This window comes from Thauera sp. 2A1 (assembly GCF_009469595.2).
Classification (GTDB): Bacteria; Pseudomonadota; Gammaproteobacteria; order Burkholderiales; family Rhodocyclaceae; genus Thauera.
Genome location: NZ_SSXV01000024.1, coordinates 24,364 through 37,676, shown reverse-complemented (window position 1 = coordinate 37,676; position 13,313 = coordinate 24,364). Strand labels below are relative to the sequence as shown.

The 13,313-nt window shown below is 64.7% G+C and carries 14 protein-coding genes; 11 read left to right on the top strand and 3 right to left on the bottom strand.

The window, feature by feature from the left end:
• Positions 1–8: 8 nt before the first annotated feature.
• Together GH664_RS18260 and GH664_RS18255 are read right to left on the bottom strand one after the other, a co-directional pair.
• Positions 9–1,202: a thiolase family protein gene (locus GH664_RS18260; protein ID WP_228111602.1), complete on the bottom strand. Its 1,194-nt coding sequence runs from the start codon at positions 1,200–1,202 to the stop codon at positions 9–11.
• Complete coding sequence (locus GH664_RS18255; RefSeq protein ID WP_228111601.1) at positions 1,199–1,633, bottom strand: Zn-ribbon domain-containing OB-fold protein; 435 nt, start codon at positions 1,631–1,633, stop codon at positions 1,199–1,201. The genes GH664_RS18260 and GH664_RS18255 overlap by 4 nt, the downstream gene beginning before the upstream one ends.
• 114 nt (positions 1,634–1,747) lie before the next feature.
• Between GH664_RS18255 and GH664_RS18250 the strand changes: the two genes are divergently transcribed.
• The 7 genes from GH664_RS18250 (at position 1,748) to GH664_RS18220 (ending at position 8,697) form a co-directional block, all read left to right on the top strand.
• Complete coding sequence (locus GH664_RS18250) at positions 1,748–2,449, top strand: SDR family NAD(P)-dependent oxidoreductase (RefSeq protein ID WP_153169519.1); 702 nt, start codon at positions 1,748–1,750, stop codon at positions 2,447–2,449.
• Positions 2,450–2,546: 97 nt separating this feature from the next.
• The gene (locus GH664_RS18245) at positions 2,547–3,533 is read left to right on the top strand and encodes a fumarylacetoacetate hydrolase family protein (protein WP_153169518.1); all 987 of its coding nucleotides are present in this window, start codon (positions 2,547–2,549) and stop codon (positions 3,531–3,533) included.
• A 172-nt stretch (positions 3,534–3,705) separates the two neighbouring features.
• The gene (locus tag GH664_RS18240; protein ID WP_153169517.1) at positions 3,706–5,100 is read left to right on the top strand and encodes an aromatic ring-hydroxylating dioxygenase subunit alpha; all 1,395 of its coding nucleotides are present in this window, start codon (positions 3,706–3,708) and stop codon (positions 5,098–5,100) included.
• A gap of 39 nt (positions 5,101–5,139) precedes the next feature.
• Positions 5,140–5,703, top strand: a complete 564-nt coding sequence (locus GH664_RS18235; protein WP_153169516.1) for an aromatic-ring-hydroxylating dioxygenase subunit beta — start codon at positions 5,140–5,142, stop codon at positions 5,701–5,703.
• A 102-nt stretch (positions 5,704–5,805) separates the two neighbouring features.
• The gene (locus GH664_RS18230) at positions 5,806–7,077 is read left to right on the top strand and encodes an MFS transporter (protein WP_153169515.1); all 1,272 of its coding nucleotides are present in this window, start codon (positions 5,806–5,808) and stop codon (positions 7,075–7,077) included.
• Between the two features lie 27 nt (positions 7,078–7,104).
• Positions 7,105–7,425, top strand: coding sequence for a 2Fe-2S iron-sulfur cluster-binding protein (locus GH664_RS18225; RefSeq protein ID WP_153169514.1), 321 nt, complete (start codon positions 7,105–7,107; stop codon positions 7,423–7,425).
• 36 nt (positions 7,426–7,461) lie between these two features.
• A complete protein-coding gene (locus tag GH664_RS18220; protein WP_153169513.1) occupies positions 7,462–8,697 on the top strand; it encodes an NAD(P)/FAD-dependent oxidoreductase in 1,236 nt (411 codons plus the stop codon).
• Positions 8,698–8,773: 76 nt separating this feature from the next.
• On the opposite strand, the gene GH664_RS18215 is transcribed toward GH664_RS18220, so the two are convergent.
• Complete coding sequence (locus GH664_RS18215; protein ID WP_153169512.1) at positions 8,774–9,517, bottom strand: DUF2889 domain-containing protein; 744 nt, start codon at positions 9,515–9,517, stop codon at positions 8,774–8,776.
• Positions 9,518–9,603: 86 nt separating this feature from the next.
• On the opposite strand from GH664_RS18215, the gene GH664_RS18210 reads away from it, so the two are divergent.
• The 4 genes from GH664_RS18210 to GH664_RS18195 all read left to right on the top strand — a co-directional run bounded on the left by GH664_RS18210 (position 9,604) and on the right by GH664_RS18195 (position 13,312).
• Positions 9,604–10,404, top strand: a complete 801-nt coding sequence (locus GH664_RS18210) for an SDR family NAD(P)-dependent oxidoreductase (RefSeq protein ID WP_153169511.1) — start codon at positions 9,604–9,606, stop codon at positions 10,402–10,404.
• A gap of 61 nt (positions 10,405–10,465) precedes the next feature.
• Positions 10,466–11,167: a TetR/AcrR family transcriptional regulator gene (locus tag GH664_RS18205; protein ID WP_153169510.1), complete on the top strand. Its 702-nt coding sequence runs from the start codon at positions 10,466–10,468 to the stop codon at positions 11,165–11,167.
• Between the two features lie 184 nt (positions 11,168–11,351).
• Positions 11,352–12,443, top strand: a complete 1,092-nt coding sequence (locus GH664_RS18200; protein ID WP_153169509.1) for an amidohydrolase family protein — start codon at positions 11,352–11,354, stop codon at positions 12,441–12,443.
• Positions 12,440–13,312, top strand: coding sequence for a fumarylacetoacetate hydrolase family protein (locus tag GH664_RS18195; RefSeq protein ID WP_153169508.1), 873 nt, complete (start codon positions 12,440–12,442; stop codon positions 13,310–13,312). Before GH664_RS18200 ends, GH664_RS18195 begins: the two co-directional genes overlap by 4 nt.
• The last annotated feature ends 1 nt before the right edge of the window (position 13,313 follow it).

Sequence of the window (13,313 nt, the reverse complement as noted above, 5' to 3'; positions counted from 1 at the left end):
GGCCGGGCTCAGTCACGGACCAGCAGCACACTGCCGCCCAGCGGTCCACCGCCTGCCGCAACCACTGAAACGTGATGGGGCGCGATCTGTCGTTCGCCCGCGCGTCCCCACAGCTGCGAGCAGGCTTCATGAACGTAGCCCAGACCGTGCGTGCGCCCACCGGAGAGCTGGCCGCCGTTGGTATTGATCGGCAACTGGCCGTCGCGGGCGATGCGGTGGCCACCTTCGACGAAGCGGCCGCTTTCGCCGCGCGGGCATAGCCCGAGTGCTTCGAGCCAGATCATCGTGAGGATCGAGAATCCATCGTAGAGCTGGGCCGAGCCGACGTCCTTGGGCTTGAGATCGGTGCGCGCCCACATCATTTCGCCGACATCGCGCGCGGCAGTCGCGGTGAGGTCGATCTGGTCCCAGGACCAGGGCTGGTGCAGTGCGGCACCGATCGCTTCGAGGCGGATTGGTGGATTTGGCCCGTCCCCGGCGACGTCGGCACGCGAAAGGATGATCGCGGTCGAGGCGTCGCAATGGACGTCGCAGTCGAGCATGCGCAGTGGAGTCGAGATCATGCGCGAGGCGAAGTAGTCATCGAGCGAGAGCGGCGTCCGGTAGATCGCCTTGGGGTTCAGCGCGGCGTTGGTGCGACAGGTGAGGGCGATCTGAGCGAGTTGTTCGGGCGTCGTGCCGTATTCGTGAAAGTGGCGCTGGGTGTAGAGCGCCATGAGGTTGATCGCGGAGAGCACATTGAATGGCGTGTACCACTGCCAGAAGAAGCTGCTGTCGCGTCCGATCGTCTTGTTCGTCAGGGCGCTGGCATTCTTGTCGACCTTGCGGCGGCTCGCTTCCGTGATGGTGCGGAAGACCAGCACGTGGCGGCACAGGCCGGATGCGATCGCCATCGCGCCGTTGATGATGCCTGCGAGCGGTCCGGGGCCTTCGTAGCCCCCACCGTACCAGTTGACCTGGAGGCCGAGGGTGCCGATCAGCGCGTTGGGGCCGACGGGCGAGAAGGCATCGCCATTGTTGTTGTCGCCCGGCCAGCACGCCACGCCGTCGATGTCCGCGCGCGTGAGTCCGGCGTCGGCGATGGCTTCGAGGCAAGCGTCCAGCGTGAGTCGCATGCCCGATCGGGCAACCGGGCGTCCTACCGCGGACTGGCCGACACCGGTGATGGCGACGTCTTTTTCAAAGATTCGGTCGAACATCATGCGTCCTTCTCGAAGAGGGGGAGCCACACGTCCTCGTGCTGCTCGAAGCGCACCCTGACGGGCATGTCGATATGCACCGCCTCGGCGGGAAGTCCCACGATATTCGTGACGAAGCGCAGGCCGGCCTGTTCCGCGAGTTCGACGATCGCCACCACATAAGGCTCGGTGAGGTCGGGGCGCCATGCCTGGTGATTGATCGTGTAGCTCAGGACCTTGCCCTCGCCGGAGACCGCCCGCGGTGCCACCTCGAAACTGCCGCAGTGCGGGCAGATCGGGGCGGGCGGATGAAAGAAGCGCGTGCAGTCCGCGCAATGATGTATGAGGAGGCGCCCCTGCGCGCCGCCCTGCCAGAACGGGGAGTTGTCCTCGGTGAGGAGGGGGAGTTTTCGGGTCATGGTCTGCGCGCTCTCGACGATTTGACGATCGGTCAAGCGGGATTCTACATGCACATATAGACAGAAGTGCAAAATCTGTCTAAAGTTTGTCGCAAGGACCTGCCTGCCAGCGTGCAACGACGCGGAGGCCATACAAGGAACTCTGATCCCATGAGTACTCGACTCGAAGCTAGAAGTATCGTCGTAACCGGTGGATTCGGCGCGCTTGGCCGCGCGGTGGCGCAGCGCCTCGTGGAAGACGGTGCGCACGTCACGCTTGTGGACCGTGCGGCGGCGCCCGCTGGCGGCCTGCCTGCAGGCGTCGCGGTTGTGCTCGGCGGGGTCGACCTGAGCGACGAAGCGGCCTGCGCGGCAGCCTATGCGCGCGTGCGTGTGGCTGCTGGTGGCATCGACGGCGTGGTGAATGTGGCCGGTGGCTTCGCGTGGGAGCCGATCGAAGGCGGAGCGCTCGAGACCTGGGATCGCCTGTACACGATGAATGTGCGTACCGCCGTAGCGAGTTGCCGGGCGGCTCTGCCGCATCTGCTGGCGCGCGGGGCGGGGCGCATCGTGAATGTCGGCGCACTGGCCGCGCAGAAGGCCGGAATGGGGATGGCGGCGTATGCCGCATCGAAGTCCGGCGTCGCGCGGTTGACCGAATCACTTGCCGAAGAGCTCAAGGACCGTGGCGTCACCGTGAATGCGGTGTTGCCGAGCATCATCGACACCCCCGCCAACCGCGCCGACATGCCGGACGCCGATGCCAGCCGCTGGGTGGCGCCGGACAAGCTCGCCGCGGTGATCGCTTTCCTGCTCTCGGATGACGCCTCGGCCGTCACCGGAGCCTGCGTGCCGGTGAGCGGCCGGGTGTAGCAACCGCCAGCGCCTCTCCCATGGGGGAGGGGCAGAACTCGAAGAAGAGAGGATTCGCCCGCATCGAGCGGGACGAGTCCCCGACAGGAGACAATAGATGCGACTCGTCACATATCGTGACTCTCACGGCTTTCAGCGTGCCGGCGCGCTGATCGAATCGGATTCGGCGATCCTCGACCTCGCCACGGCTTGCGAAGTCGCCAACGGCCATGGGTCCCCCACCTTCGCGAGCGTGCTGGGTTTGGTCGAGGCCGGTGAAGAGGCTCTTGCAGCGGCACGCGTCCTGGTCCGGAAAGCTCCGTCGGCGGCGGTCATCGCGCGTGAGGGCGTGAAGCTGTGCGCCCCCATCCAGCCGCCGCCGCAGATGCGCGACTGCTCCTGTTTCGAGCTGCATCTGCGACAGAGCTTCGCTGCTGCGCGGCGCGCGCGCGTGGCGCACTTGCCCGACCCCGAGGAGGCGCTGCGGCAGATGAACACGCGCGCCGACGAGCGCGTCATCGAGACCTTCAATCGCCAGCCGATCTATTACAAGTGCAATCGCTTCGCGGTGATCGGTCCCGACGACGATGTCGTGTGGCCGGCGTACAGCAAGGCGATGGACTTCGAACTCGAGCTGGCCTGCTACATCGGCCGCAAGGGGAAGGACGTGCCGCGCGACAAGGCGCGCGATTACATCGTTGGCTACACGATCTTCAACGACATGAGCGCCCGCGATGCGCAGGCCCTCGAGATGCCCGGCATGCTCGGCCCGGCGAAGAGCAAGGACTTCGACACCGGTAACGTGATGGGGCCTTGCCTCGTCACTGCGGACGAGATACCCGATCCTTACGACCTGCAGATGATCGCGCGCGTGAATGGCGAGGAATGGGGGCGTGGCACCACGCGCGACATGCGCTGGACCTTCGAGGACGTGATCGCGCACATCTCCCGCTCGGAAACGCTCTATCCGGGCGAAGTGCTGGGCTCGGGCACGGTCGGCAACGGCTGCGGACTCGAGCAGCTGCGCTATCTCAAACCGGGCGACGTCGTCGAACTCGAGATCGAGGCGATCGGCACGTTGCGCACGCGCGTGACGAAGCCGTGACGGGAAGACGCAGTCCTTCGCAATAAGGACGTTAGACGGTGGGCAACGGCTACCGAAATACAGGGTGCCGAACACCGGTGCCCGAGCAATTGAACAACCCACAAGAAGTGGCCGTCAGGCCCATCGAACGAGGATCGTCCTTACGGACGGCTTCACTCCACAGGAGATGACAATGTTGACCAAGGCAAGCTACACGTTGGCGGACGGTACGCCGCTGTCCGATCTGGTTCGCGTCCCGACGCGGGAAGTCCAGATGCGGGCCCTGTCGGATCCGGAGATCTATCAGCTGGAGATGGATCGCGTCTTCGGCAAGACCTGGCTGCTGCTCGGGCACGAATCCGAAGTGCCCAACTCGGGCGATTTCGTCGTGCGCGACATGGGGTCGGATTCGGTCATCGTCGCGCGTGCGAAGGACGGGAACATCCACGTCTCGCTTAACGTGTGTCCCCACCGCGGCATGCGCATCTCGACGGTCGACGCGGGCAATACCCAGATTCACAAGTGCATCTACCACGGGTGGGCATTCAAGCCGAGCGGCGAGTTCATAGGAGCGCCTGTCGAGAAGGAGTGCATGCACGGCAAGATGATGCCGAAGGAGGAGCTGGGCCTGCCGCAGGCGCGGGTGACGCTCTACGGCGGCATCATTTTCGCGACCTGGGACTTGGAGGGACCGTCGTTCGAAGAATTCCTCGGTGATGCGAAATGGTACTTCGACACCCTGTTCGAGCGCAGCGACAAGGGGCTCGAAGTGCTCGGCCCGCCGCAGCGTTTCATCGTGCGCGCGAACTGGAAAGCCGCGGGCGAACAGTCCGCCGCCGACGGCTACCACACGCTGACCCTGCACCGCTGGCTGGGTGAGGTCGGCAACTACTCCAAGAGTGGCGACGGCGGCAGCGCGGACCTGTCGCCCGAGATGTACGGCGTCGAGGTGAGCTCGCCGCATGGCCATGCGCTGCGCTGCATCGACCTCGGACGCAAAATCAAGAAGCTCTCCGGCCTTGATCCGGCGGAGCTGACGGTGGATCAGAAACTCGAAGCACTGCCGCCGCCGGGGATGACGCGTGAAATGTTGCCTCAGCTCAGGAAGCACCTGAGCGAAGAGCAGCTCGAAGTGATGGTGTCGATGCCGCCGCAGGTGGGCGGGATTTTCCCCAACGTGCTATTCGCGTTCGTGTATATCCCGCAGGCCGACGGCTCCGTGCTCGGCCTCACGCTGCTGCACGCCTACGTGCCGAAGGGGCCGGATCAACTCGAGTTCGTGAACTGGGTGCTCGCTGAGAAGGATGCCCCGCAGGAGCTCAAGGACAGGATGCTGATGCAGAGCATCCAGTTGTTCGGCACCTCGGGCATGGTCGAGCAGGACGACTCCGATACCTGGCCCCACATGACCCTCGCCGCCAAGGGCGCGCGCGGGCGTCGCTCGACCCTCAAGTACCAGGCGGTGTACGAGACCGGCGCCCCTGCCGGCTGGCCCGGGCCGGGCATTGTCAATGAAGGGTTCACCAAGGACGACACCCAGTGGCACTGGTGGCTGTACTGGAACGAACTGATGAACGCCAAGGCCTGAGCCGTCCGGTCCGACCCAACACCTTCGAAGGAGCGACACATGAGCGCCGCACAACAAGTTGCCGAGAACGCCCCCGTCATCGGAAACCCGATCCCGGTCGGGGCCGAGGTCTATAACCGCGTCGTCGGCTTCCTCTACCAGGAAGCGACCCTGCTCGACACGATCCGTCTCAAGGAGTGGGGCGCGACGCTTGCGCCCGACCTGGTCTACACCGTGCCTCTGCGACAGACCCGCCCGATGTCCCAGCAGGCCCAGTCGGTTATCCGCACCGTGCAGCACTACCATGATAACTACCGCTCGATCATGGGGCGCATCATGCGGCTCACCGAGACACGTAGCGCGTGGGCCGAGGATCCCCCGTCACGCACCCGCCGCATGGTCAGCAACGTGCAGGTATTCGCTACCGACAGGCCCGACGAATTCGCGGTCGTGAGCTATCTGCTGCTGACACGCAGCCGTTTCGACTTTCCGGATATGGATGTCATCAGCGGCGAGCGCAACGATCTGCTGCGCGTCGATGGCGAGGGATTCAAGCTCGTGCGTCGCGAAGTCATTCTCGACCAGGCGGTGCTGGGCACGCCGAACCTCGCGATCTTCCTCTAGGCAACCCGGGCGCCGCCGGTCCGGTTACGGATCGGACGGTGCCCGTTCTGTCCTTCGGCACGAGGCTGGAGAGAGAGCCAGGACGGGGAGCGGAGTAGAAAAATGGCATCAAATGGAAATCACGCGGCGATCGATCTGACCGAGTTCAGGCAGGGCTGGCAGATCGTGGTTCTGTCGGTGATCGGTGTGGCGATCAGCATCAACGCCGCATTGCTGTATGGCTTCGGCGTCCTGGTGATCCCCCTCGAGCAGGCGTTCGGTTGGGACCGTGGTTCGCTGCAAGCAGCAATCACCTTTCTGTTCGGCGGCGCCGTGCTCGGCCTGCAACTCGTCGGCTGGCTCAACCTGCGTTTCGGCATGAAGCGCGTGACAGTGATTTCACTGCTGCTGATGGCGCTCGGCTATCTGGCGACGACGCAGATTGGCGGCTCGGTCTGGTCGCTCTACGCAGCATTTTTCCTGCTCCCGATCATCGGCATGGGTGCGCTGGCGGTCACCTGGACGCAACTCCTCAATCTCTGGTTCCACCGCAATCGCGGACTGGCGCTCGCGATAGGGCTTTCGGGCACCGGTATCACCGCCGCGCTGGTACCGAGGCTACTGGGCTGGGGGGTCGAGAACTGGGACTGGCGAGCCGCCTTCGTCATCCTGGCGCTGCTCAATGTGCTGGTGGGACTGCCGCTGACTCTATGGTGGTTCCGCCTGCCTGGCGAACGTCCCGTGAGCGGCGCGAAGGCAGACGACGGTCCGCCGCTGGTGCGGAGCGGCGTCAGCTTCCAGGAGGGAATGCTCCTGCCGCGATTCTGGATCTGCAATGTGGCGTTGTCGCTGGTCGTGTCGGCGGTGGTGGGCCTCGTTACCAGTACCGTGCCGATGCTGCGAGACAAGGGGCTGTCGGCGGCGGATGCGACCCTGGTCTTCGGTTACTTCGGCATTGCGCTGATCTGCGGTCGCCTGGTGGTCGGCTACCTGCTCGACCGGCTGTGGCCGCCCGGCGTGGCGGCCTTGAGCCTTTCCCTGCCCGGGGTGGGTTGTCTGATCTTCCTGTCGGGAACCACCGATCCGGCCGTCATGAGTCTTGCAGCGGCGCTGGTCGGACTTGGCGCCGGCGCCGAATTCGACATCGCGGCCTTCCTCATCGCACGCTACTTCGGTCTGAAGGACTACGGCCGGTTGTTCGGCGTGCATCAGGGGCTCATCACGGTAGCGTCGGCGGCCGCACCGCTGATGTTTGCAGCGATGCTGAGTGTCACCGGTACCTACTTTGCCATGCTCGTCTATTGCACCGTGGCCACCCTGCTCGGCGCGTCATTGCTGCTGACGCTCGGGCGCACTCCCCAGTTTGCCCTGCACGCCGAAGCGCAGCGGGCCTGATTTCATCCTTCTCATCGGAGCCACCAAATGCCCACGATCACCTTCATCGAACACAACGGCACCCGGCACGAAGTGCATGCCGAAGTCGGCCAGTCGGCCATGCAGGCCGCGACCTTTGCCGGCGTTCCCGGCATTCCCGGTGACTGTGGCGGGGCCTGCGCCTGCGCCAGCTGCCATGCCTACGTCGACGACGCGTGGGCGGGGCGTTTTGCACCCGCCGAAGGCACCGAATACGACATGCTCGAGAACGTCGTCGAGCGCCAGCCCACCAGTCGCCTTACGTGCCAGCTGGTCGTCGGAGCGGACATGGACGGCCTCACGCTGCGGCTGCCGGCTGTGCAGTTCTGAAGACGGCGATCTGAAAAACGACAAGGAGACGGGAAGATGTCGCTCGATTCAGTGGTGATCGTGGGGGCGGGGCACGGGGGCGTGCAAGTGGCGATTTCGCTGCGCCAGGAAGGTTTCGGGGGCCGCATCGTGCTCGTGAACGACGAGCCCGGTCTGCCTTACCAACGGCCGCCCCTGTCGAAGGCCTACCTTCTCGGCAAGATCAACGCCACTGCGATGCTCTTCCGGCCGGAGACCTTCTACGCCGATCAGCGCATCGAGCTCGTCCATGACCGGGTGGCGGCGATCGATCGGCAGAACCGTCGTGTCATGCTCGACTCGGGGAGTGCGCTCGACTTCGGCCATCTGGTGCTCGCGACCGGCGCCCACAATCGGCCGCTCAACGTGCCGGGTTCTACGCTGGGCGGCATCTTCGGCATCAAGACCAAGGCGGATGCCGATTTCTTGTCGCCGCTGGTGAAGCAGGCCAGGAACGTCGTCGTGATCGGTGCCGGCTTCATCGGTCTGGAGTTCGCCGCGGTGGCGGCGGCCGAAGGAGCTGCGGTCGAAGTGCTTGAACTCGGCGACCGCCCGATGGCACGGGCAGTGTCCCCGCAGATGTCGGAGCTCTTCCGTGCTGCACATCAAGGCTGTGGCGTGAAGTTCAACTTCCGTACCGGGCTGGCGGAGCTGGAAGGCGAGGACGGGAAGGTGAGCGCCGTGACGACATCGGACGGACGACGTCTGCCTGCCGAGTTGGTCGTCTACGGCATCGGCGTGATTCCCAACGTGCAGCTTGCGCTCGAGGCCGGGCTCGACATCGATAACGGGATTCGCGTTAATTCCAGTCTCCTCACTTCGGACCCCCACATCTCCGCCTTGGGTGACGTCGCCGCCTTCCCGTGTGTGCAAAACGGCGAAAATCTCACGCGCCTGGAGTCCGTGCAGAACGCGGTCGACCAAGGCAAGCTCATCGCGGCCCGCCTCGTGGGCAAACCCGCACCCTACACAGCGCTGCCCTGGTTCTGGACCGACCAGGGCAATCTCAAGCTGCAGATCGCCGGTCTGTCGATCGGGGCAGACAACTACGTGACGCTGGGTGACGCCGCCGCGCAGCAGCTCTCGGTGCTGTGCTTCCGCGGGGAGGAGCTGATCGCGGTCGAGTCCTGCAACCGCCCCGGCGACCACGTGTTCGCACGCAAGATCCTCGCACGCCCCCCGGCGTTGACGCCCGCTGCCGCCGCTGCCCCCGATTTCGATCTGAAAGCCTGGGAAGCGGCCAACCGGCCCTGATCGTCCGGTGTGCTACTCGGCGCGATCGCATGTCGGCGTCCGCCGCATGGCGCTCGCGCCGACACCTGGAGCGTGCTTACTCCGCGAAAGCGTGGAGCCAAGACTGGTCGTCGCGGCAAAGGCGTTCAGGATGCGCGGTGAAGTCCCAGGTCGAGCCCACGATGCGAATCGCCTGGGGCGCGCGTTCGGGTTGCTGCACGAAGCAACGGCCGCTCGGGCGGGCGTGCAAGTCCTTGTCGATGTCCCGCAGACGTCCGAGCGCGATCAGCGCACAGCGGCGCAGCACGAGGGCCGCTTCCGCCTCGTCGGCCGCGAGACTGCTGAGCGCCCAGCGCGCCATGCCCTGGCGCATGTCGACGCCGGCATAGGGCGAGGGGGACACGATCGTACGGTCCTGCACTTCCCAGTCGAGCCGCAAACCGTCGTCACGGACCAGACGGGCGTGCGAACGGCCGTCGACATGACGGGGAACTTCGATGTCGAAGCGGCGATGGGAGATCCCCCTCGCCGCTGCGGCGATCGCGAGGCCGGCGAGGTCGAACATATGCGTGCACTGCAGGCTGGCGTCGGTATGGCGGGTTACTGCGCTGGCGATCGGGTCCAGTTGCATGCCGCGTAGTGCGTTCAGCGGTGCGGCGGCATTCGGGCACTCGGTGAACGGATGTCGCGGAGCCTCGGCGGAGATTTCGATCACGCGGCCGAGGCGATGACGCAGCGCGACGCGGAAATGGTGAAAGTCGTCTTCGAGGACGGCACGGACTTCGCCCTCATGGCTGGTCTGGCGGCCTTCAAGCTGGATCCGTCGGCAAAAGGAGGGCATTGCAATGGCTTCCGTTTGGGGAGTGTTTCTTTCTTCTGAATGTGTACAATAACAAAAATAGTGTTTAAAAACGCCAGGAGACGAAAATGGGCTTGCTGAAGGACAAGGTTGCGTTGATTACCGGGGCCGGCGGCGGCATCGGGCGCGGCGTGGCGCACAGCTTCGCGCGCGAGGGGGCTGCCGTGGTGATCGCGGAGATCAACGAAGAGACTGGAGCCCAGGTGGCGCGCGAGATCGAGGAGTTGGGCGGGCGGGCGCTGTTCGTGCGTACCGACGTGATGCAGAAGGCGTCCGTGACGGGAGCGATCGAGGCGGCAGTGGCCCATTTCGGCGGGCTGGACATCCTCGTGAACAACGCCTTCGTGCCGACGCCGAACGTGCGCCTCGAAGACAAGACGGACGAAATGCTCGAGCAGACGCTGACCTCGACGATCAAGGCGTCGTGGTGGGCGATGCAGGCATCGCTGCCGCACATGCGGGCGCGCGGGGGCGGGAAGATCGTCAATTTCTACTCGATCGACGTCGAGATCGGCGCGTGGCTGCATGCCGACTACAACACGGCGAAGGGAGGCATCGTCGGCCTCACGCGCAGTGCGGCGGCGGAATGGGGACGCTTCAACATTACGGTGAATGCCGTCGCCCCGACGGCAATGGGAGCGACCTTCCACAAGCTGGCCGCGGAGAACCCCGGTTTCGCCGAACGCTCTGCCGCGATGCGCCCCCTCGGCCGGTGCGGCGATCCGGAACTCGACATCGGCCCCGTTGTGGTCTTTCTCGCATCGGACATGTCCCGCTATGTCACCGGCGAAATGCTGCATGTCGACGGCGGGCTGCACTTGCCCGGCTACAACTCGCGTCCGGCGGATGTGCCGGTGCGCGAATACTGAATCGAAGGTCTGATGGGCCCTGCGGTTCGCCCCGCGGTCCGTCCATTCCCAAGGCACACGCATGAACGACGAAGCCGAGACAGTCGCTGAAGACGGACCGGTAATGGAGTCCGCTCGGCGCAATCGCCGCTCGGACGCGACCATTGCACGAATTCTGGCATCGACGGAAAGGATCATCCTCCAGGGAGGTGCCGAGCGCATTTCGATTATCGACGTGTGCGACGACGCAGGTGTCTCGCGGGGCACGTTCTACCGCTATTTCTCGTCGCAGGACGACCTGCTCGATGCGTTTTCGCGCCACAAACGCGAGGGTTTTCACAGGGCGATGCAGGAAGTGACCGCCCCTTACGACGACCCCGACGAGAAATTTCGCGCCCTGATCGGTTACCTGGAGCACTACGCGGCGCACGGACAGGCGCGGCGTCTGCTGGTGGTGGCGCCCGATTATGCGATGAGTTTTTTTCGCCGCGTCTTCAACGACGCGCGCGTGCGCTTGCAGGACGTCCTCAGGGCCGTGTTCGACGCGTGGGATGGGCGTCTCGGCATCAGCATCGATCGCGAGCTCGTGTGCGAAATGCTGATCCGCTACGTATTGAGCGAACAGCTCGTCCCCAATGAGCGCGTAACCGAAGGCACGGCGCGCATCGAGCGTCTCGTGCGCTCGCTGATCGGTTTTCCTGCCACCAAGGGCGATGAGGCTGTCGAGGTGCCTGCGCCGGCACGTTCCACGGCCTCTCGGCGCCGCGAGAAAGAAAAAACATAAACAGATTTGCAAAATCTGTTTATGTTTGGCATGATGAATCTCATCGTTGCAAAGACACCGGTCGAGTGTCGCAGGCAGGAGACAAATCCCCGATAGCCAGGCGAGGTCCGCCCGGCGCATCGATGCTCCCGTCCGCGATTGCGGCACTCGGCAGGTTCCACCAACCTGCACTGGGAGACACCACATGCTCATCGACCTCCACGCCCACGCCCCCCATCCGGATTACTACGACCAGCACCCCTATTGGGGGCCGGCTTTCGAATCGCAGCCCGACGGCGACATCAAGCTTCGCGTCGGCGACTGGATCCTCACGCTCGGCGCGCCCGAGCGAAAAGCCGCCTTGCGCAAGGCGAAGGCCGAGGGCAATGCCCTGAACGTGCAGGACTACATGAGCCGTTGGCGCGACCCCAAGACGCGCCTTGCGGGGATGGATGCAGCCGGCCAAAATGCCCAGGTCGTCTCGGTGCCTTCGCATTGCTACATGTACTGGACGGAGCTCGACTACGCGATACCGTTCTCGCGCAAGGTCAACGACGTGCTCGCCGAGTACTGCTCGGCGGCGTCCGACCGACTGATGTTCTGGGCGCAGGCGCCCCTGCAGGATCCGAAGGAGGCAGCCAAGGAAATTCGCCGCGCGTGCACCCAACTGGGCGCAAAGGGTCTGGGTGCGGGGGGGTCGAATTTCGGCGGCCTGGAGTTCGATTCGCCTGAGATGGATCCCGTGTGGGAGGCCCTGTGCGACCTCGACCTGCCGATGTTCGTGCATGGCTACAACCAGTCGGTGACGTGGGGCAAGAAGGCCAATACCGACCGCTACGAAACCACGGCCATCGTCGGCATGAACTACGACGAGACCAAGGCCTTCTGGTACCTGGTGAACGGTGGTGTGTTCGACCGCTTCCCCAAGCTCAAGGTCTACATCACGCACGGTGGTGGCTATGTGCCTTATCAGCTCGGCCGCCTGGCGCAGACCAACCCCAACCTCGACACGTACCACAACAAGAAGCCTGTGCTGGAGTACATGCGCAACTTCTGGTTCGACGTGGAGCTGCACGAGCTGCCGATGCGTCAGGCACTGATCGACGTCATCGGCGCCGACCGCATCCTCTACGGTTCGAATTTCGGAGGCAGTGATGCGGTGCGTCACGACCTCACCGAGGGCCTGCGCCTTTCGGAGGAGGATCTGCAGAAGATCCGCTGGAGGAATGCCTGCGAACTGCTCCACCTCGATCCGGCGAAAGTGGGCGCCGTCGCAAAGGCCGAGGTGGCGGCATGAAACTCGCGCGCTGCAGTGATGGCGGCGCGCCATTCTGGGCCGTCGTCAATGCCGAAGCCCGCACGGTCACACCGATCGTCGGCAGCTTCGCGGATTGGGGACCGGCGCTGACCCGCGCGATTGCCGCGGGGCAGGGCGGAGCAGCCCATTCGGTGCTGAAGCCCGGCGGCGATGCCCGGCCGCTGGATTCGGTGCGTCTGCTGCCGCCGATCGAGCCGGTCAATCGGGTCGTCATCGCGGGCGCGAATTACGCGAAGCATTTGGCCGACGACTTCGGCCTGAAGTCTCCCCCGCAGCCGATCGCCTTCCTCAAGGCCTACGGCGCCCTGATCGGTGCCAATGATCCGATCCGCTATCCGCCGCTGACGAACGAACTCGATCATGAGGTCGAACTCGTCGTCATCGTGGGGGAGGTGCCGGTCGACCCGGAAGACCCGCTCGCCAGCGTTCTCGGCTATGCCGTGGGCAACGATGTATCGGCGCGCGACCTGCAGCGCAGCGGTCCGGCCGGCATCGGCATGGATCTCTTCGCGGCGAAAAGCCAGGACCGCAGCACCGGAGTGGGTCCGTGGATTGTGACGCGCGACGAGTTCCCGGAGGGGAGCCCGAAACTGCGACTGACCCTGAAGGTGAACGGCGAGACGCGCCAGGACGGCAATACCGGCGAGATGACGTGGAACGTCGCGCAACTGGTGAAGTTCGTCGAAGAGCGTTCCAGTTTCGCGCCCGGCGACATCCTGTTTACCGGATCGCCGGCCGGCGTGGGCCAGGGTACAGGCCGATTCCTCAATCCCGGCGACGTCGTCGAAGCCGGAATCGAGGGGATCGGGACGATCACGAACATCGTCGGGCCCAAATCCGGCGTCTGAG

Coding starts and splice junctions, on each gene's coding strand:
- GH664_RS18260 (WP_228111602.1), bottom strand. CDS start 1,202: ATGATGTTCGACCGAATCTTTGAAAAAGACGTCGCCATCACCGGTGTC.
- GH664_RS18250 (WP_153169519.1), top strand. CDS start 1,748: ATGAGTACTCGACTCGAAGCTAGAAGTATCGTCGTAACCGGTGGATTC.
- GH664_RS18245 (WP_153169518.1), top strand. CDS start 2,547: ATGCGACTCGTCACATATCGTGACTCTCACGGCTTTCAGCGTGCCGGC.
- GH664_RS18240 (WP_153169517.1), top strand. CDS start 3,706: ATGTTGACCAAGGCAAGCTACACGTTGGCGGACGGTACGCCGCTGTCC.
- GH664_RS18235 (WP_153169516.1), top strand. CDS start 5,140: ATGAGCGCCGCACAACAAGTTGCCGAGAACGCCCCCGTCATCGGAAAC.
- GH664_RS18230 (WP_153169515.1), top strand. CDS start 5,806: ATGGCATCAAATGGAAATCACGCGGCGATCGATCTGACCGAGTTCAGG.
- GH664_RS18225 (WP_153169514.1), top strand. CDS start 7,105: ATGCCCACGATCACCTTCATCGAACACAACGGCACCCGGCACGAAGTG.
- GH664_RS18220 (WP_153169513.1), top strand. CDS start 7,462: ATGTCGCTCGATTCAGTGGTGATCGTGGGGGCGGGGCACGGGGGCGTG.
- GH664_RS18215 (WP_153169512.1), bottom strand. CDS start 9,517: ATGCCCTCCTTTTGCCGACGGATCCAGCTTGAAGGCCGCCAGACCAGC.
- GH664_RS18210 (WP_153169511.1), top strand. CDS start 9,604: ATGGGCTTGCTGAAGGACAAGGTTGCGTTGATTACCGGGGCCGGCGGC.
- GH664_RS18205 (WP_153169510.1), top strand. CDS start 10,466: ATGAACGACGAAGCCGAGACAGTCGCTGAAGACGGACCGGTAATGGAG.
- GH664_RS18200 (WP_153169509.1), top strand. CDS start 11,352: ATGCTCATCGACCTCCACGCCCACGCCCCCCATCCGGATTACTACGAC.
- GH664_RS18195 (WP_153169508.1), top strand. CDS start 12,440: ATGAAACTCGCGCGCTGCAGTGATGGCGGCGCGCCATTCTGGGCCGTC.